This is a genomic window from Roseburia hominis (assembly GCA_040702975.1).
GTDB lineage: Bacteria > Bacillota > Clostridia > Lachnospirales > Lachnospiraceae > Allocoprococcus > Allocoprococcus hominis_A.
This window is the reverse complement of the sequence record CP159990.1, coordinates 3,641,613-3,660,200: the sequence shown is the minus strand read 5'-3', so window position 1 is coordinate 3,660,200 and position 18,588 is coordinate 3,641,613. Positions and strand designations below refer to the sequence as shown.

The 18,588-nt window shown below is 46.4% G+C and carries 14 protein-coding genes and 1 pseudogene; 13 read left to right on the top strand and 2 right to left on the bottom strand.

The genetic code is table 11. From position 1 onward, the window contains the following. Window positions 1-90 precede the first annotated feature (90 nt). The 8 genes from ABXS75_16885 to ABXS75_16850 all read left to right on the top strand — a co-directional run bounded on the left by ABXS75_16885 (window position 91) and on the right by ABXS75_16850 (window position 10,392). Window positions 91-1,674, top strand: a complete 1,584-nt coding sequence (locus ABXS75_16885; GenBank protein ID XCP84703.1) for an ABC transporter substrate-binding protein — start codon at window positions 91-93, stop codon at window positions 1,672-1,674. 66 nt (window positions 1,675-1,740) lie between these two features. Next, complete coding sequence (locus tag ABXS75_16880; protein ID XCP84702.1) at window positions 1,741-2,691, top strand: ABC transporter permease; 951 nt, start codon at window positions 1,741-1,743, stop codon at window positions 2,689-2,691. A gap of 11 nt (window positions 2,692-2,702) precedes the next feature. Then, a complete protein-coding gene (locus ABXS75_16875) occupies window positions 2,703-3,599 on the top strand; it encodes an ABC transporter permease (protein XCP84701.1) in 897 nt (298 codons plus the stop codon). Further along, the gene (locus ABXS75_16870; protein XCP84700.1) at window positions 3,599-4,621 is read left to right on the top strand and encodes an ABC transporter ATP-binding protein; all 1,023 of its coding nucleotides are present in this window, start codon (window positions 3,599-3,601) and stop codon (window positions 4,619-4,621) included. The genes ABXS75_16875 and ABXS75_16870 overlap by 1 nt, the downstream gene beginning before the upstream one ends. Window positions 4,622-4,623: 2 nt before the next feature. After that, complete coding sequence (locus ABXS75_16865) at window positions 4,624-5,604, top strand: ABC transporter ATP-binding protein (GenBank protein XCP84699.1); 981 nt, start codon at window positions 4,624-4,626, stop codon at window positions 5,602-5,604. Between the two features lie 198 nt (window positions 5,605-5,802). Beyond that, window positions 5,803-6,711, top strand: a complete 909-nt coding sequence (locus ABXS75_16860) for a trans-4-hydroxy-L-proline dehydratase activase (protein XCP84698.1) — start codon at window positions 5,803-5,805, stop codon at window positions 6,709-6,711. Between the two features lie 4 nt (window positions 6,712-6,715). Continuing rightward, window positions 6,716-9,091, top strand: coding sequence for a trans-4-hydroxy-L-proline dehydratase (hypD, locus tag ABXS75_16855; GenBank protein ID XCP84697.1), 2,376 nt, complete (start codon window positions 6,716-6,718; stop codon window positions 9,089-9,091). Window positions 9,092-9,150: 59 nt separating this feature from the next. Then, complete coding sequence (locus ABXS75_16850) at window positions 9,151-10,392, top strand: aminopeptidase P N-terminal domain-containing protein (protein ID XCP84696.1); 1,242 nt, start codon at window positions 9,151-9,153, stop codon at window positions 10,390-10,392. Window positions 10,393-10,583: 191 nt separating this feature from the next. On the opposite strand, the gene ABXS75_16845 is transcribed toward ABXS75_16850, so the two are convergent. Continuing rightward, on the bottom strand, window positions 10,584-11,477 hold the full coding sequence (locus tag ABXS75_16845) for a YitT family protein (GenBank protein XCP84695.1): 894 nt from the start codon (window positions 11,475-11,477) through the stop codon (window positions 10,584-10,586). A gap of 250 nt (window positions 11,478-11,727) precedes the next feature. On the opposite strand from ABXS75_16845, the gene ABXS75_16840 reads away from it, so the two are divergent. Together ABXS75_16840 and ABXS75_16835 are read left to right on the top strand one after the other, a co-directional pair. Further along, window positions 11,728-12,453: an anaerobic ribonucleoside-triphosphate reductase activating protein gene (locus ABXS75_16840; GenBank protein XCP84694.1), complete on the top strand. Its 726-nt coding sequence runs from the start codon at window positions 11,728-11,730 to the stop codon at window positions 12,451-12,453. Between the two features lie 305 nt (window positions 12,454-12,758). Continuing rightward, window positions 12,759-14,810, top strand: a pseudogene (locus ABXS75_16835) (ribonucleoside triphosphate reductase). A gap of 220 nt (window positions 14,811-15,030) precedes the next feature. Here ABXS75_16835 and ABXS75_16830 read toward each other — a convergent pair. After that, window positions 15,031-15,801, bottom strand: a complete 771-nt coding sequence (locus ABXS75_16830) for a DeoR/GlpR family DNA-binding transcription regulator (protein XCP84693.1) — start codon at window positions 15,799-15,801, stop codon at window positions 15,031-15,033. Window positions 15,802-16,100: 299 nt separating this feature from the next. On the opposite strand from ABXS75_16830, the gene ABXS75_16825 reads away from it, so the two are divergent. Genes ABXS75_16825 through ABXS75_16815 form a run of 3 tightly spaced genes read left to right on the top strand, consistent with a single transcriptional unit; the run spans window position 16,101 to window position 18,573 of the window. Then, entirely contained in the window at window positions 16,101-17,117 is a 1,017-nt protein-coding gene (locus tag ABXS75_16825) for an SIS domain-containing protein (GenBank protein ID XCP84692.1), read from the top strand. A gap of 11 nt (window positions 17,118-17,128) precedes the next feature. Further along, window positions 17,129-17,866 carry an amidohydrolase family protein gene (locus ABXS75_16820; GenBank protein XCP84691.1) on the top strand — a complete coding sequence of 246 codons (738 nt, stop codon included), beginning with the start codon at window positions 17,129-17,131 and terminating at the stop codon, window positions 17,864-17,866. Continuing rightward, window positions 17,863-18,573, top strand: coding sequence for an amidohydrolase family protein (locus ABXS75_16815; GenBank protein XCP84690.1), 711 nt, complete (start codon window positions 17,863-17,865; stop codon window positions 18,571-18,573). The genes ABXS75_16820 and ABXS75_16815 overlap by 4 nt, the downstream gene beginning before the upstream one ends. The last annotated feature ends 15 nt before the right edge of the window (window positions 18,574-18,588 follow it).

The window sequence follows — 18,588 nt, the reverse complement described above, 5'->3', positions numbered from 1 at the left end:
AAATCTTTTTTTTCATGATATAAATCAATTAGACATATTTATGCTCTTTTCATAAAATAATACTTATAATAGCAAAGGAGGAGTTCTATTATGAGACGAAAATTAGTGTCATGCATAGTTGCTATTACTATGTGTGCAGGATTAGTGCTTTCCGGCTGTGGAAACACGAAATCCGAAACCAAATCTGATTCTAAGGACACAGCCACGAAAACAGAAGCGAAAGCGGAAGAATTGCATGTTGCGATTGCAGCAAATCCGCCATCACTTGATCCGCCGACCGTGAATTCCAATATCGTAGGCGGCATCGGTGCTCATGTGTATGAGTCATTATTTGCAATGAACGAGAATTATGAGCCGACACCTGTTTTAGCTGAATCTTACGAAGTAAGTGATGATGGAATGGTCTATACCATCAAACTTCGCCAGGGCGTGAAATTCCATAACGGAAAAGAAATGAAAGCAGATGATGTGGTGGCTTCTATGAACCGCTGGCTTGAAAATTCAGCAAAAGCCAACACGTTGATCGGAGGCTCCGTATTTGAGAAGGCAGATGACTATACCGTAACATTAAAAGTAAATCAGGCATCTTCAGACATTATTATGATTCTGGCAGGCCCGATCCAGTTTGCAGCGATTTATCCGTCTGAAGTGGTAGAAGCAGCTACCGCGGAAGGAATCAGCGAGTATATTGGTACAGGCCCGTATAAGGTTGCTGAGTGGAAACAGGATCAGTATGTGAAATTAGAGCGCTATGAAGACTATCAGGCATCAGAGAATGCATCAAGCGGTCTCGCAGGTAAGAAAAATGCTGTTACAGATGTAATCTATTTTGATGTTGTTACAGATGCGGCGACCCGCATTGCTGGTGTACAGAGTGGTCAGTATGATGTTGCAGAGGAAATCCCGCTTGATAATTATGCAGAATTAGCAGATAATTCGGCAGTTAAATTGAATGTAGAGCCGGGTGGTACGATCAACCTGTTCCTGAACACGACAGAGGGTATCATGGCGAACGAAAAAGTAAGACAGGCTGCTCTCGCTTCACTGAATTGTGAAGAGATCCTTCTTGCCATCTATGGAAATGAAGACCTTTACCAGGTAAATGCAGGCTGGTGCAATCCGACAGATGCCCAGTGGGGAACAGATGCAGGAAAGGAATATTACAATCAGAAGGATACAGAAAAAGCGAAAAAACTGCTCGAAGAGGCAGGATACAATAATGAAAAAATCGTCCTTGTAACAACTCCGGATTACCCGGAAATGTACAATGCTACCTTAGTTGTACAGGAGCAGTTAAAGCAGGCTGGATTTAACGCAGAAGTAGAACAATATGATTTCAGTACCTTCATGGAACACCGTGCGGATCCGAAACAGTTCTCTATGTTTATAACGAGCAACAGCTACAACATGCTTCCGATTCAGTTGTCTGTACTGGATAAGGGCTGGGCTGGCTTAGACCGTCAGGAAGTAACAGACGGAATCACTGCAATTCGTTCTGCTGCTTCTGAGGAAGAGGCTGCCAAGGCATGGGAAGACTTACAGACTTTCTTATATGAATATGGAGCAGCTACCGTTCTTGGACATTATACAGGTGTAGTAGCAACAGGTGCCAATGTAGAGGGAATGGAATATTTGAGATTCCAGATTTACTGGAATACAAGTGTTTCAGAATAATACCATAAATGGCGGCGGAGTGCATAAGCAGTCCGCCGTTTTTTGCGAGAAGGGAGTACAACTTATATGTTGTCTTATATTTTTAAACGTATTTTATCCTTGATACCGGTCATGTTCGTGGTGTCATGCGTGGCCTTCCTGATCGTCTACATGATTCCGGGCGGTCCGGCGACGGCACTTCTTGGTATGGAAGCGACTACGGAGCAGATCAATGCTTTGAACGCAGAGTTGGGATTTGACAGACCATTTTTGGTTCAGTATGCAGATTGGATTGTAAATGTTCTTCATGGGGACTGGGGAGATTCCTATTTTTTGCACCAGTCTGTTCTTGCGGCAATCGGTGAATATTTCCCACCTACCTTAAGTCTTGCGGTATTAGCTCAGGTGTTTTCTCTTGTCTTATCGATTCCGCTTGGAATCATAGCAGCTTATAAAAGAGGAACTGCAGTTGACGTGGCAGCGGTGACCGCATCTCTTGTCGGAACCGCTTTACCTGGATTTTTATTAAGTATGTTTTTGATGTTGTTCTTCAGCGTTTCTCATCACTGGTTCCCGGTGGCCGGCTATGCAGGATTGGAACAAGGGATAGGCGAACATCTGAAATATTTGTTTGTACCGGCATTATCACTGGGAATTGTGCAGGCTGCTTACATTACGAGAATGACCCGTTCGTCCCTGCTGGACGTGCTGTATAAGAGCTTTATTCATACTGCGAGAGCAAAAGGGCTAAAGGAGCGTAAAGTGATTCTGGTCTATGGACTAAAGAATGCAGCTCCTGTCATTCTCACCGCAGTAGGGCAGTCCTTCGGAAGTCTGATTACAGGAACAATCGTAACGGAGACATTGTTTAATATTCCGGGCATTGGTATGTTAACGATCAGCGCTATTAATCGAAGAGATGTGTTTGTCATTCAAGGAGTCGTTCTTTTTGTTACCTTACTGTATGTTCTAGTCAATCTGGCTGTTGATATTCTATATGGTATTGTAGATCCAAGATTACAGCCGGGACGTAAGTAGGAGGTGGAGATATGGGATTCAAACATAAATATACTTCTGAAGTCAGTGAGGCGATTTTCAAGGAGCAGCGCGAGATCAGAAAAGAACGGTTATTGGCGAGCCCGGCATTGATTATTGGCGGTGCGATATTCGCTGTTATTTTGTTGTCTGCCATTCTGGTACCGATGATAAGCAAGGCGGACCCGAATGCCATGGTTGTAACTGAACGGTTTCAGGCGCCGGGCGGGAAATATTTATTTGGAACAGATGAATTTGGACGAGACCTGTTTGTAAGAGTGATGTATGGCGCCAGAGTTTCGCTGGGAGTTGGCGGATGCGTTGCCGTTTTCTCGTGCGTCCTTGGAATTATCATAGGAATTTATGCAAGCTATTTTAAAATTCTGGATCATATTCTGATGCGGATTTGTGATGGACTTATCGCAATACCGGGCATCCTTCTGGCAATTGCCCTGATCGCAGCGCTTGGCGCGTCCAGTTGGAATGTCATTATAGCGCTTACGATCGTATATACCCCAAGTGTCGCGCGGACTGTCCGGGCAAGCGCGATGGTAATTCGGGAACAGGCATATGTGGAAGCTGCAAAGGTGCAGGGATTTAGTAACTTCCGTATTTTGTGGAAATTGATTCTTCCCGGAGTCATCTCTCCTTTGACCGTTCAGGCTTCGTTTATTTTTGCGCAGGCGATTATTTCGGAAGCGTCGCTTAGCTTTCTTGGAGCGGGTATTCCGGCACCGGCGGCAAGCTGGGGAAATATGCTTCAGGCCAGCAAACTGGTATTTTCCAAAGCTCCTTGGACGATGCTCTGTCCGGGTATTGCAGTTATTCTTTGCGTGCTGAGTCTGAATCTTTTAGGTGACGGACTTAGAGATTTTATGGATCCGAGAGTAAAGGGAGGAGCGAAAAAGTAATGGCAGAAAATAGTAAGAATCATTTGCAGGAAGCAATGCTGGAAATCAAGAACCTCAGAGTATTATTTCCTGTCCATAAGAAATGGCTTCCGGCGGTAGACGGGGTCAGCCTCAGCATCAGACAGGGGGAGATCACGGGCGTGGTCGGAGAGTCAGGCTCCGGAAAAAGTGTTATGTCACAATCGATTCTCCGGCTAAGAGACCATGATACAGCAGTGCGCTATGAGGGGGAAATTCTTTTTGAGAATCAGGATTTGCTGAAACGTCCGTTATCTGAAATGCGTGACATCCGCGGAGACAGGATTTCTATTATATTCCAGGACCCGCTAAATTCTTTAAGCCCGGTGCATACAGTGGAGAAGCAATTAAGTGAAATATTGATTCTTCATAAAAAAGTTTCTCGGCAGCAGGCAAAAGAACGTGCGATAGAGATGTTGAAGCTGACAGGGATTCCCAATCCTGAAAACTGCATGAAAAAATATCCGTTTGAATTGTCCGGTGGTATGCAGCAGCGTGTCATGATCGCCATGGCTTTAGCCTGTGAACCCAGGCTGTTGATCGCCGACGAGCCGACAACTGCCTTGGATGTGACGATACAGGAGCAGATTTTACATTTGATCCGTGATCTGAATGAACGCTTGGGAATGTCGGTATTATTTATTACTCATGATATGGGCGCAGTGTCCCAGTTATGTCACAGTGTAAAAGTCATGTACCTCGGGCAGGTCGTGGAGGACGCTGAAACAGAAGAGTTGTTCGCCAGGCCTCTTCACCCGTACACAAAAGGATTATTGGCATGTATTCCGCATCTGGGGGTAAAAAGAGGGCAGGACTTGCCGACGATTTCCGGTTCGGTACCATCGCTGTCTAAGATCCCCAAGGGATGTCATTTCTGTACCAGGTGCAGCGAGGCAGATGAAAGATGTAGGGAGTGCCAGCCGCCACTTGTGGAAGCCGTTCCGGGCCATTTCGTAAAATGCTGGAAATATGCGAAAGAATGTCAGCAGGAAAAGGAGGTGTAAACATGGGGAATCATTTGCTTGAGATTCAGAATTTGAAGAAAACGTATCCGATTTATGGGAAGATGGGAAAATTGTTTACGCCGAAAGAGCATATGTATGCGGTAGACAATATGTCGCTTTTTATTGAAGAAGGAGAGACCTATGGACTGGTAGGGGAATCCGGCTGTGGGAAATCTACCACAGGTCGTGCGATTGTTGGACTTACAAAGGTTGACAGCGGCTCCATTTTTTACGGTGGAAAAGATATCTGCAAATTAAGTGAGAAGGAATTCCGTCCTCTTAGACAGGAATTACAGATGGTGTTCCAAAATACACTTTCTGCACTGAACCCGCGCCAGCGTATCGGTGATATTTTAGAAGATATCCTGTTGATTCATGGAATGCACGATGCGGCAAAGAGGCGGGAACAGGTAATCATGACACTTCAGAGGGTAGGCCTGTCGGAAGAGCATTATTTCCGGTTTCCGCATGAATTATCCGGCGGTCAGGTGCAGCGTTTGGGAATCGCAAGTGCACTCATTATCCAGCCGAAGCTGATCGTCTGTGATGAACCGGTATCCGCGCTTGATGTTTCGGTTCAGGCGCAGATCCTGAATATGTTGATGAAACTCAAAAAAGAGCTTGGACTTAGCCTTCTTTTTATTTCACACGATATTGGTGTGGTGCGTTTTATTTCTGACAGAGTGGGCGTTATGTATCTTGGGTCTTTGGTGGAAGAAACGGATACGGAGCGCTTATTTGAAAAGCCGTTGCACCCGTACACAAAAGCGCTGTTCGCATCAGCACCCGATCCATATATCAAGCGGAAGGAGTTCGCAGCACTGAGCGGCGAGCAGCCGGTGAGGACGGAGAAATTTGTAGGCTGCGCGTTTTGTACACGTTGTCCTTACGCGACAGAAAAGTGTAGAAAAGAGGCGCCTGCGTTCATAGAGGTAGAGCCGGGACACAAGGTGGCCTGTCATTTGGTTGCCAAGCATGCATGAGCGAAGGCATGGTGGAACCTTGTCTTGGCGCTAAGCAGTAGAGGGACGGATCGGTATCCGTCCCTCTAAAAAATTCTCTGAAATCCGTCAAAAATTGTGATGAAGTACAACCCATATTATTGACAGTAAATAGGGGACGATGTTATAATTAGACCAAAGTTCAAACTATGGTCTAAAGAAGAAAAAGGAGACGACGGTATGGCGTTAGTTACAAATATACAGAAATACTCCATTCACGATGGCGACGGGATACGGACCAGCGTATTTTTCAAGGGCTGTCCTTTGAGATGTGTATGGTGTCACAATCCGGAGACGCAGCTATTTGCAAGCCAGATTCTTACCAATCGTGAGAAATGTACCGGCTGCGGAGCCTGCGCAGGCGCCTGTCCGAAGAAGGCGATTCAGATTATAGATGGGAAGGCAGTGACTGACCACGGGCTTTGTGACGGCTGCGGCACCTGTGTAGACTATTGTCTGATGAATATCCGTGAGGTGGCGGGTAAAGAGTACACGGTGAAAGAGCTGGTCAAGGAATTGAAAAAAGATGAGATGTTCTATGAACAGTCCGGCGGCGGGGTGACGTTATCCGGCGGAGAAGTCATGTGCTCGGATATAGATTTTATTGAAGCCTTAATGAAAGAGCTGGACCGGCAGGGAATCACGGTCGCGATCGATACCAGCGGTTATGTGCCTTATGAGCGTTTTGAACGAATCCTGCCTTATACAAATACTTTCCTTTATGATGTAAAAGCGATTGACAACGAGGTACATAAGAAATATATTGGAGTAGACAACACTTTGATTCTGGAGAATCTGGAAAAACTCTCCCGCGATGGGGCAAGAATCTATATCCGTATTCCTACCATTGGAGGAGTGAATGCGGACGATAGAAGTATGCAGCTTGTGATCGACTGGCTGAAGGAACACCAGATCCGGGTGGCTCAGGTGAATCTGCTTCCCTATCACAACACCGGAAGCAGCAAATACGGGCGTTTGGAGAAAGCATACGGCGGAGAAGAATTAAGAACGCCGGATCAGGAAGAAATGGAACATTTTGCCGATTTATTCAAGCAGGCAGGATTTCATAATACAAAAATAGGAGGTTAGTACAATGGAAAAAAGAGGAATGAATGCAAGAGTTCAGGCACTTCGCGAGACAAGTCTTACGACCCAGCCGCATATTGACCTGGAGAGAGCAAAGATTGAGACCGAGACATACAAGAAGTATGAGGGACAGTTATCGATTCCCGAACTTCGTGCCCAGGTTCTTTACGACTATTTCTCGGCAAAGACGCTTTACTTTGGCGACGGGGAACTGATTGTCGGAGAAAAAGGCGACAGTCCGCAGGCGGCGCCTACCTTCCCGGAGCTTTGCTGCCACACTGTGGAAGATATGCATGTTATGAATGATCGTGACCTGATTAACTTTACCGTAAAAGAGGAGGATTACAGCTATCAGGAAGAGGTTGTGATCCCGTACTGGGATAAACGCTCCACGCGTTCCAAGATCCTTGCAAATATGACCAAGGAATGGAAGGACTGCTATGAGGCAGGTATCTTTACCGAGTTCATGGAGCAGAGAGGGCCGGGACATACGGTTGGATCTGTTAAGATTTATGAGAAAGGTTTTCTGGATTATAAGGAAGAGATTCAGAAAGCCATTGACGCACTGGATTTCAAGAACGATGTGGAAGCATTTGATAAAAGAAATCAGCTCCGCGCAATGGCGAAAGCCTGTGACGCTGTGATGAAGCTGGGCGAGAGATATGCAGCCTATGCAAGAGAACTGGCGGAAAAAGAGGCGGATCCGAAACGGAAAGAAGAGTTACTTCAGATTGCGGTTAACTGTGATGTGGTACCGGCTCACAAACCGGAGACCTTCTGGCAGGCTATTCAGATGTACTGGTTCGTACATCTGGGAGTAACGACGGAGCTGAATCCGTGGGACGCCTACTCACCGGGACGTTTTGACCAGCATCTGAATCCGTTCTATGTGAAGGATACGGAAGAGGGAATCTTAGATGAGAAGAAGGCGCTGGAGCTTCTGGAGTGTCTGTGGGTGAAATTCAACAATCAGCCGGCACCGCCGAAGGTAGGTATCACCTTGAAAGAGAGCAGTACCTACACGGATTTTGCAAACCTCAACACCGGAGGCATCACGCCGGACGGCGAAAATGGCGTGAATGATGTAAGTTATCTGATCCTGGATTGTATGGATGAGATGAAACTGCTTCAGCCAAGCTCCAATGTACAGATCAGCCGCAAGACTCCGCAGAAGTTCTTAAAGAGAGCCTGTGAGATTTCAAGGAAGGGCTGGGGACAGCCGGCATTTTACAATACCGAAGCGATCATTCAGGAACTGTTAAATGCAGGAAAGAGCCTGGAGGACGCAAGACGCGGCGGTACCAGCGGCTGTGTGGAGACCGGTGCATTCGGAAATGAAGCATACATTTTGACAGGATATTTCAATATCCCGAAGGTATTTGAGTTGACGCTGAATAATGGTTTTGACAAGATGACCGGAAAGCAGCTCGGGTTAAAGCTGGGATATGCGACGGATTTCGCAACATATGAGGAATTGTTCGACGCGTTTAAGAAGCAGATGAAATATCTGATCGATATCAAAGTAGAAGGAAGCAATGTGATCGAGAAGATTTTTGCTGAATACATGCCGTCTCCGTTCCTTTCTATCATTACAAACGATTGTATTTCCAAAGGAAAGGATTACAATGCAGGTGGTGCAAGATATAACACCAAGTATTTGCAGGGCGTAGGAATCGGAACCATCACCGACTGTCTGGCTGCTGTAAAATATAACGTTTATGACGAGAAGAAGTTCACCATGGAAGAACTGATGGCTGCCTTAAATGACAACTTCGAGGGTCATGAGCGGATCCTGAACCTGGTGAAGAACCATACTCCGAAATATGGAAATGACGATGATTATGCAGATGATATCATGAAGAGTGTATTTGGGTATTTCCAGAGCGAAGTGACCGGCAGAAAGAATATGCTGGGCGGAACCTACCGCGTAAATATGCTTCCGACCACCTGTCATGTATACTTTGGCGACGTGATGATGGCAAGTGCGAACGGTCGTCTGGCTCACGTTCCGGTTTCCGAAGGTATTTCACCGGAGAAGGGGGCCGATGTAAATGGACCGACTGCGGTCATCAAGTCCTGTGCGAAGATGGATCACCTGATGACAGGCGGAACCCTTTTGAATCAGAAATTTACGCCGAGCGTCGTAGCAGGCGAGGAGGGGCTGGATCAGATGGCGAACCTGGTTCGTTCCTACTTTAACATGGACGGACATCATATTCAGTTCAATGTCATCGACCGTGAGACGCTGATCGCGGCACAGAAGAATCCGGAAGAGTACAAGGATCTGATCGTGCGTGTTGCCGGATACAGTGATCATTTCCGGAATTTAAGCAAGGCTCTCCAGGACGAGATCATCAACCGTACAGAGCAGAGCTTTAACTAAAAAATACAGGGGATAGTTCAGAAAAGGGGGCTGTCCCCTTTACAATGGAGGAAAAGGGTATGAACAGAGAGTTTTATGCAGAAAACAGAAAAACATTGTATAGGAGTGTGGAGCCGGGATCTTTGGTGATCTTATTCAGCGGGCGTGCGCCGCGAAAGACCAGCGATGAAGATTATCCGTATTTTACGAACCGCAACTTCTTATATTTGACAGGAATTGAACAGGCTAATACGGTATTTACCGCTCTGGTCGGTGATGACGAGTGTCAGGAAAAGCTGTATATTCTGCCGCCGGATTTTTTAAAAGAGCGCTGGACGGGGAGAAGGATCAAAGAGCAGGAGGCACAGGACATTTCCGGCATTACGGAATATGGTAATGTGGAACAGTTCGAGGAGGAGCTGGGCGTGCTTCTTCGTTCGGGGAATGTGAAGCAGGTTTATCTGGATTTTGATGAAGCTTTCCGTCAGGATGGAAGCGATGCATTTCGCATGGCTGCAAAGATTCAGGAGAATTGGCCGTATATTCAGCTTAAAGATATCCATATGCAGCTCAGAAGACAGCGCACCATCAAGAAACCTTGTGAGATCGAGGCGATGAAGAAGGCGGCGACCATCACCAAGGCCGGTATCGAGGCGATGATGCGTGCGTCAAAGCCGGGTATGTATGAGTATCAGTATAAGGCAGAGTTTGATTATACGCTGGCACAGTACGGAGTTCTTGCTCCGGGATTCCCGTCCATTATCTCGGCGGGAGACAATAACTTCTGTATTCACTATAATGGATACCGCGGGCAGGCTAAGGACGGGGATATGATCCTCAACGACGTGGGAGCAATATGGGATTATGAGATCAATGACGTTTCCAGAGGCTGGCCGTGTAACGGAAAATTCACAGAGCGTCAGAAGCTTTTGTATCAGTGTGCATATAATACCTCTGAGCATATGTTCAGTATCTTAAAGCCGGGAATTCCGATGGCCGAGGTGGATCAGATCGCCAGAAGGTATAATTTTGAACAGTTAAAGGCGGCCGGTGTATGCAAGAGCTATGATGAGATCGGAACCTATATGTGGCATGGCGGCGCGCATCATGTGGGATTTGATGTACACGATGTGGTGGACGTTAAGGGACGCATGACTGAGCCGGGCATGGTATTCTGCGTGGATATCGGAATTTACCATGAAGAGTGGGGAATCGGTTTCCGTGTGGAGGATAACTGCCTGATCACGGAAAATGGCTGTCAATGTATTACTTCCGGGGTGCCGAAAAAACTGGAAGATATTGAAGCGTTTATGGGAAGATAATACCTTATGAAACGGCCGAATGGCCATACGGGGTGCCCTTGGGTATAAAATAGAAAACAGGTGGAAATGTTCCGGAGAAAGGGTAAAAAATCTGAGACCCTGGGAATGTTTTGAGTAAAACAAAAAACGTCAGCCGCATAAGCGGTTGGCGTTTTTTAGAGATTACCAAGCTTGGTACGCCTTGCAGCGCACTAGGTCAATCGTTTCTCAAAGTTTCCGTCTACATGGCATCCTTCGGTGAAGATCATAAATGCCTGCGGATCAATTTCACGGACGATTCGTTTGATCTGGTTCACTTCATATTTGGAAATGACGCTGATCAAAATGTTGGAAGACTGGTTGGTATAAGCACCGGCACCGTCCCAGTTCGTTACACCACGTCCGGTCTGCTGCATGATCTCCTGTGCCACGCCCGGTTTCTTGGTGAAAATCATAACGCTGACGTTAATATTCTGGATATGTACATGGTCACAGGCCAGTGAGTAGACTACTCCGTAAATCAGACAGTAGATCGCGACCTCGATGTTGTACAGCATCAGACAGATACTATATACAACGATGTTGATCATTAGTCCGACCTTGCCGACGCTGAAGCCGGGGAAACGTTTGGTCATATAGATTCCCAGAATGTCCTGTCCGCCTCCGGAGCTTCCGCCGCGAAGGATCAGACCGGAACCGGCGCCTGCAATGATTCCGCCGATGACACAGGCTGTCAGATAATCTTCGATCAGCGGCGTCTTGGGAATCGGAATAAAGGTAAGTGCCGCTGTCTGGACGATGATCACGACGATGGAACGGAAAAAGAACGCCTTTCCCATCTTGGACCACGCCAGATAAATGAGTGGGATATTGATCAGAAGGTACACAAGACCGGAAATATCGGTCTGCCCTAATGACAGATGAAAGGTACTTACGATAAATGTACGGATCAACTGGGCAATTCCCATAAAGCCCCCGTTGTAAAGGGAGAGCGGTGTGATCAGAACATTAAGCCCGAAGGCAAACATCACTGCACCGAAGCAGGCGATTCCCAGCGCGGAGATCTGCTTTTTCTGCTCGGCTGTAAATGGTAAATTCGATGGCATAATAAAACCTCCTTGTATTTTCAAAATTTTCTATGTAGTCTGAAGGTCCGTTTGACATTTCAGAATATAGCGCCGGGGTGCCAGATCAGCATTTTGGCGCAACTATAATAGAGTATAGAGAATAACGGAGGGAAAATCAATGATATTTTTAAGAAAATAAAATTTAAATGTTAAGGGAAATGGTGTATGATGGAGAAAGCACAGAAAATGATAGATTAGAAAATCGTAATTTGGGAAAAGAGGAAAGAAGATGCTTATACAAGGTTTGCAGAAATTAACACTTTTGGATTATCCGGAAAAGGTGGCGTGTACGGTGTTCACCGGGGGCTGCAATTTCAGGTGTCCGTTTTGTCACAACGCTTCGCTGGTAATTGACCGGGGAAATATCCAGCCGATTGTGTCACGCAAAAATGGCCAATATACGGAGGAAGAAATCCTGGAATTTCTAAAAAAACGAAAGGGAGTCTTAGATGGGGTCTGTATCACGGGCGGAGAGCCTCTTTTGCAAAAAGACCTGGAAGGATTTATTTCTAAGATCAAAGAGCTGGGGCTTTTGGTCAAGCTGGATACCAACGGAAGTTTTCCCGAGCGGCTGAAGGATCTGGCGGGAAAGGGACTGCTTGACTACGTGGCGATGGACATTAAGAACAGCCGCAAAAGATATGGCCGGACAATTGGAATCGAAGGATATGATACGGCTCCGGTGGAGGAAAGCGTTAGTTTCCTGATGGAAGGGAGCCTTCCCTATGAATTTCGGACTACGGTGGTAGAAGAATTTCACGACGAGGAGGCGATGCTGGCGATCGGAGAATGGATCGCGGGGGCAGAGAACTATTATTTGCAGCAGTTCGTGGATTCCGGCGATGTGATCCGTTCAGGGCTCCATGCATGCAAGACGGAGGATCTTGCCAGATGGAGAGAAATGCTGAGGCCCTTTGTGGGGCAGGTATCGGTGCGGGGTGTGGATATAGCGTAAAGGATATATTTTCAAATTGTCAGATAGTTTGAAGTATTTTCCGTGAAGCATGCTATATAAAATTTGTCTGGAATATGGCTGAATTCTGGGAAAAACAGGCGGATTTCCCGAGAGGCGCCAGCGGGAATGTGTCAGATAAATTTACAAAAATATAGTTAATATCAGTAAAAACGAAACAACATGTAGTTCTGCATTGAAAAACCGCACACTACATGTTGTTGTTTTGTGTTGACAAGGAAGAAAAGCAGTGATATCATTAAAGAACAGCGTTAACAGTACTATGACAGAAAGGGGAAGATAAATAAATGTATCAGGTAGCAAAGCGTGACGGAAAAGTAGCAGAATTTGATATTTCCAAAATTACAGAGGCCATCAGGAAAGCATTTGAGGCGCAGGAGAAGGAATATCACCCGACGGTGATCGATCTTTTGGCGCTCAATGTTACTTCTGACTTTGAATCCAAGATCAAAGGCGGACTTATTGAGGTAGAAGATATTCAGGACAGCGTGGAAGAGGTTCTGATTAAGGCAGGGTATGCAGATGTAGCTAAGGGCTATATTTTATATAGAAAACAGAGGGAGAAGATTCGTAACATGAAATCGACTCTTTTGGATTATAAAGACATTGTGAACAGTTATGTGAAGGTCAGCGACTGGCGTGTGAAGGAGAACTCTACGGTTACTTATTCAGTCGGGGGACTGATCTTAAGTAATTCCGGTGCAGTCACTGCAAATTACTGGCTTTCCGAGATTTACGATAATGAGATCGCGAACGCGCATAAGAATGCGGATATTCATATTCACGACCTGTCTATGTTGACCGGATATTGTGCAGGCTGGTCCTTAAGACAGCTTATTGTGGAGGGACTTGGAGGAATTTCGGGCAAGATCACTTCTGCTCCGGCTAAGCATTTGAGTGTGCTCTGCAACCAGATGGTGAACTTCCTTGGAATCATGCAGAATGAGTGGGCAGGTGCACAGGCATTTTCCTCATTTGACACCTACCTTGCGCCGTTCGTGAAGACGGACCATCTGACCTATCCGGAAGTGAAGAAGTGCATTGAAGCGTTCATCTATGGCGTCAACACGCCTTCCCGCTGGGGAACACAGGCGCCGTTTTCCAACATTACTCTGGACTGGACGGTGCCGAACGACCTGAAGGATAAGCCGGCTATCGTAGGCGGAAAAGAGATGGACTTCACTTACGGGGACTGTAAAAAAGAGATGGACATGGTCAACAAAGCATTCATCGAGATCATGATCGAGGGCGATGCGAACGGACGCGGATTCCAGTATCCGATTCCGACCTACTCCATTACCAGTGATTTTGACTGGTTTGATACAGAGAATAATCGTCTGCTTTTTGAGATGACAGCCAAATACGGTACGCCGTATTTCTCAAACTATATTAACAGTGACATGGAGCCGAGCGATGTGCGCAGTATGTGCTGCCGTCTGAGACTGGACCTTCGGGAGCTCCGCAAGAAATCCGGCGGATTCTTTGGAAGTGGAGAGAGTACCGGATCGGTGGGCGTTGTTACGATCAATATGCCGAGAATCGCATATCTTTCTGCAAATGAGGAAGAGTTCATGCGTCGCTTGGACCGCATGATGGATATCGCGGCAAGATCTCTGGACATCAAGAGAAAGATCATCAGCAAGCTCCTGGATGAGGGATTGTATCCGTACACCAAGAGATACCTTGGCGGATTCGGAAATCATTTCTCTACCATCGGACTGGTGGGAATGAACGAAGCAGGTCTGAATGCAAAATGGATCGGCAAGGATATGACGCACAAGGAGACCCAGGAATTCTCCAAGAGAGTTCTGAATCATATGCGTGAGCGGCTTTCTGACTATCAGGAGGAGTACGAGGATCTGTTTAACTTAGAGGCGACTCCGGCAGAGTCCACGGCTTACCGCCTGGCAAAACACGACGTGGAGCAGTACCCGGATATCATTACGGCGGCAGGAGAGTGCGGAACGCCGTATTATACCAACAGTTCACATCTGCCGGTCGGCTTTACCGATGATATTTTTGAGGCGCTGGATATTCAGGACAACCTGCAGACCCTGTACACGTCAGGCACGGTATTCCACGCATTCCTGGGCGAGAAACTGCCGTCCTGGAAGGCAGCGGCGAACCTGGTAAGAAAGATCGCGGAGAATTATAAGCTTCCGTATTATACGATGTCGCCGACATATTCGATCTGTAAGGAGCACGGCTATATCACAGGTGAGCAGTATACCTGTCCAATCTGCGGAGCGCCGACGGAGGTCTACAGCAGGATTACCGGATACTACAGACCGGTGCAGAACTGGAATGATGGTAAGACGGAGGAGTTCAAGAACCGGAAAGAATATAAGATTGATGAGAACGGGAACAGAAGAACTGCATAGAAGCAAGTAGTATAAAGAAAGTACTATACATGGAAAACGAGATGAGCAAAAAGCCATCTCGTTTTCTTTTACCAAGCATACCTTGTGAAACGGCCGAATGGCCATACGGGATGCCCTTGGGTATACCTTGTGAAACGGCCGAATGGCCATACGGGATGCCCTTGGGTATAACTGTCATTTAAGCCTCCGCATAAATCACATTGATGCCTAAGGCACGGTATTTGTCTGCTTCCTCCTGCGGGAGGGCGGGGTCGGTAATGATGGTGTCGACCTCTTTCACATCAGCAATCCGGGTAAATGCAGAGTGGTTGAATTTGGTATAATCGGCCATACAGATTACCTCATCGGCTGCGGCCATAAAAGCCCGCTTGGTAGAACGGTCTCCATAATAGAAGATCATTAATCCGTTTTCAATATCGATGGTGCTTACGCCGAGGAACATCTTATTGACGCGGTATTTTTTTATGAACTGAATAGAATCTTCTCCATTGATCACGAAGGACTCCCCGTCTCTTTTCAGAAGCCCGCCAATGACATACAGGTGTACGTTTGTTTTGTACATGAGTTCGTTCATGATGAAGATATCGTTTGTCAGCACCGTGATTTTGAAATCCCCCAGTAGTTTTGCCAGCTCCAGCGTTGTGCTTCCGTCATCGAGCAGAATGACATCATTTTCCTTCAGGAGGGAAAAGGCCTTTTTGGCGATCATAGCTTTCTCTGTGGCATATCTTTGCCGGTGGGAAAGAATGGGAAAAGAGGAGACCTGGTAATTGGCAAGAACAGCTCCTCCATGTACACGCTGCAGGGCATTTGCATTTTCCAGTTTCTTTAAATCCAGACGTATGGTTTTGGGAGTTACATGGAGCATTTCACTTAGTTGGTTCACGTCTACACTTTTTTCCTGCTGCAAAATATCCATAATTAATTCCAGACGTTTGTTTTGAATCATAACTATTCTCCTTTGAGATACCCCATTATGCCTGTATGTATTTGCATCAGGCACTTTTTGGTTATTTTTTATTAAAATTATAGCATAGCTTTTGGCAGAATACAATCTGTTTGAGACAAAAAAGAACAAATATGTATTATATCGAACTTTAAAAGTTCACTTTTGTAGAAAAATTAAGAAAAATGACAGACAAAAATGATAAATTAGTGAAATTATCTTGACTAATCCGATGCAAAATGGTATAAATAAAACATAAACGAACAAAAACAAACATATAAAAGAAAAGGAGGCATGAGAGAATGAACGGATTCATTGACGAAGTCTGTACGCAGGGTAAGCTGCTGCATAAGACTGCCGAGTATTACCGGGGGGAAGGTGCCGGGAAGATTGAGCACATCGCCGGTTTATTTGACGACAGGAAGATGAACAGAATCGTTTTGACCGGCATGGGGAGCTCCCTTTATGCTATGGATTCCGTGCGCAGTTATTTGACGGGAAAGGGGATTCCGACGCTTGCGTTCAGTTCATTTGAACTATCACGTTTTCAATTTGGACAACTGGACGACAGGACTCTGGTAATCGCAGTTTCCCAGTCCGGAAATTCCGCAGAAGTAGTGGAACTGGTGGAAAAAGCAAAAGAGGTTACGACCGTAGTCGGAATCTATAATAATGAAGGAAGTGCTTTGAGCCAAATCGCGGATATTACGTTGCCAATCTGCGCTGAGAAAGAGGTTTCCATTACGAGTAAAACCTATGAGCTTACGATGCTGATCTTAAATATCCTGGCTCATCGGCTCGTCGGCGAACTGGACGATGGATTCTGGGAAGAGGTAGGCCAGGCAGCGGCGTGGGCGGATGACTGGCTGGCGCATTGGGAGGAAAATTCGCGTCCCATGTTTGAGTTTGCTCAGGGAATCACACTTTTCGATCTGTTGGCGAACAATACATCATTGGCAACAGCAAGGCAGCTTTCCCTGGCATACCGCGAGGGCCTGCATAACTGTACGGCAGTATGGGAATGTGCAGATTATGCTCATGGGCAGTATCACAGTGCGAAGATGGGAGAAGAATACCTGGCGCAGATGTTTTTCCCGGTGTTTGAGGAAGGCACAAAAGAGATGAAGATGTTTCATTTTATTCTTGATCATGGTGGGAAGGTCATGCTGTATACTACGTCCGATATTCCCGAGGAAGAAAGAGTCTTTGTGGTCAGACTTCCCAGAGTGCGGGATTCACTGATGCCGTTGATCGAGAGTGTTGCGGCGGAAACAATGCTGGGTATGCTGTTTGGTCCTGATTGGGTAAAGGATCATTAGGAGGTGTTCATGTGATTATTGATGTATCAAATACGATTGGAAAGCACAGGTTTAAAGAAGAAATCAGGGCGGAGGAGCTTCTGGAAAAAATGGACGAGGCCAGAATCGATGTCGCGGTCATAAGCTGCTACGCAGAAAGTGAGGATAATGAATCGGTATATCAGGCGATCAAAAAGTATCCTGACAGATTTATCGGGCTTTATACTGTGAATCCGTGGAAGGAGGGCAGCGCGAAGGAGCTGGAGGATGCGTTAGCCAATAAAGGGTTCAAAGGGCTTTATATGAATCCGCTGCGGCATGGATATATGCTTTGTGAGCATGAGGTATTCTATCCGCTTTTGGACGTCTGCAGAAAGTATCACGCAGTGGTGTGGTGCTACGGCGCGGCGGAAGTATTCTCAAGTCCCGTATTTTTCGGAGGAATCGCGGAAGATTATCCGGATGTGAACATTATCATGGGCCGCATGGGACTTCAATATGATAACGCAAGTGCGGTAAGCGTGGCGAAAGATCATAAAAATATCTATCTTGAGACATCATCCAGTATGGATTTTAATACGCACCGTGCGATGAAGACGGCCGGGATCGATCAGGTGCTTCTGGGAACCGGGACACCGGATGCCGGATATTATCCATTGGAACTCTTAAAGGTAAGAAATGCGGCAAAGAATTTTGAAGATGGAGAAGAAAAGGTTCTCTGGAAAAATGCAGCCAGAATTTTTGGACTTGACCGGGAGGTGAGGGAATGATCATTGATATGCTGGCTCATATCGGAGTCAAAAAGGGAGAAGATTATAAAGTGGAGTCTCTACTGGAGATTATGGAGCAGTCGGGAGTCGATCGCTGTATGATATGTTCCCAGCTGGAGACGATTAATAATGAGTATATCCATGAGTGCTGTGTGAAATACCCTGATAGGACGATTGGCTTTGCGGTGATCAACCCGTGGGATGTGGATGGCGAGGAACAGCTGGAGAGATGCTTTAGAGATTACCATTTTTATGGATTAAAGCTGAATGCGATCCGGTTTGGATACAGTGCAGACCGGCACAGTGTGCTGGACCCGTATTTTGAACTTTGCCGCAAATATCACAAATGTGTGGTGGTTCACGGACAGTCAGATATGTTTTCCATTCCGGACAAATGGGCCGAGATGGCAAAGGCATTCCCGGATGTGCCGGTGATCTTATATCATATCGGCGTGCCGATGATGTATGAAAGAGCATGCCAGTTGGCAAAGGAGATCCCGAATTTCTATCTTAGCACCTGCGGGGCGTATGTGCCGGTGATTCGGATGGCATATGAAATCGCAGGACCTGAGAAAGTTCTCTATTCTTCGGACGCACCGTTCGGAGACGAGGCACAGGAGATAGAGAAAATCCGGTATATCTGCGATAACGAGGAACATCTGGAACTGATGCTGGGGAAAAATGCCGAGAAACTTCTGGGACTGTAAGGAAGGGAGGACGCT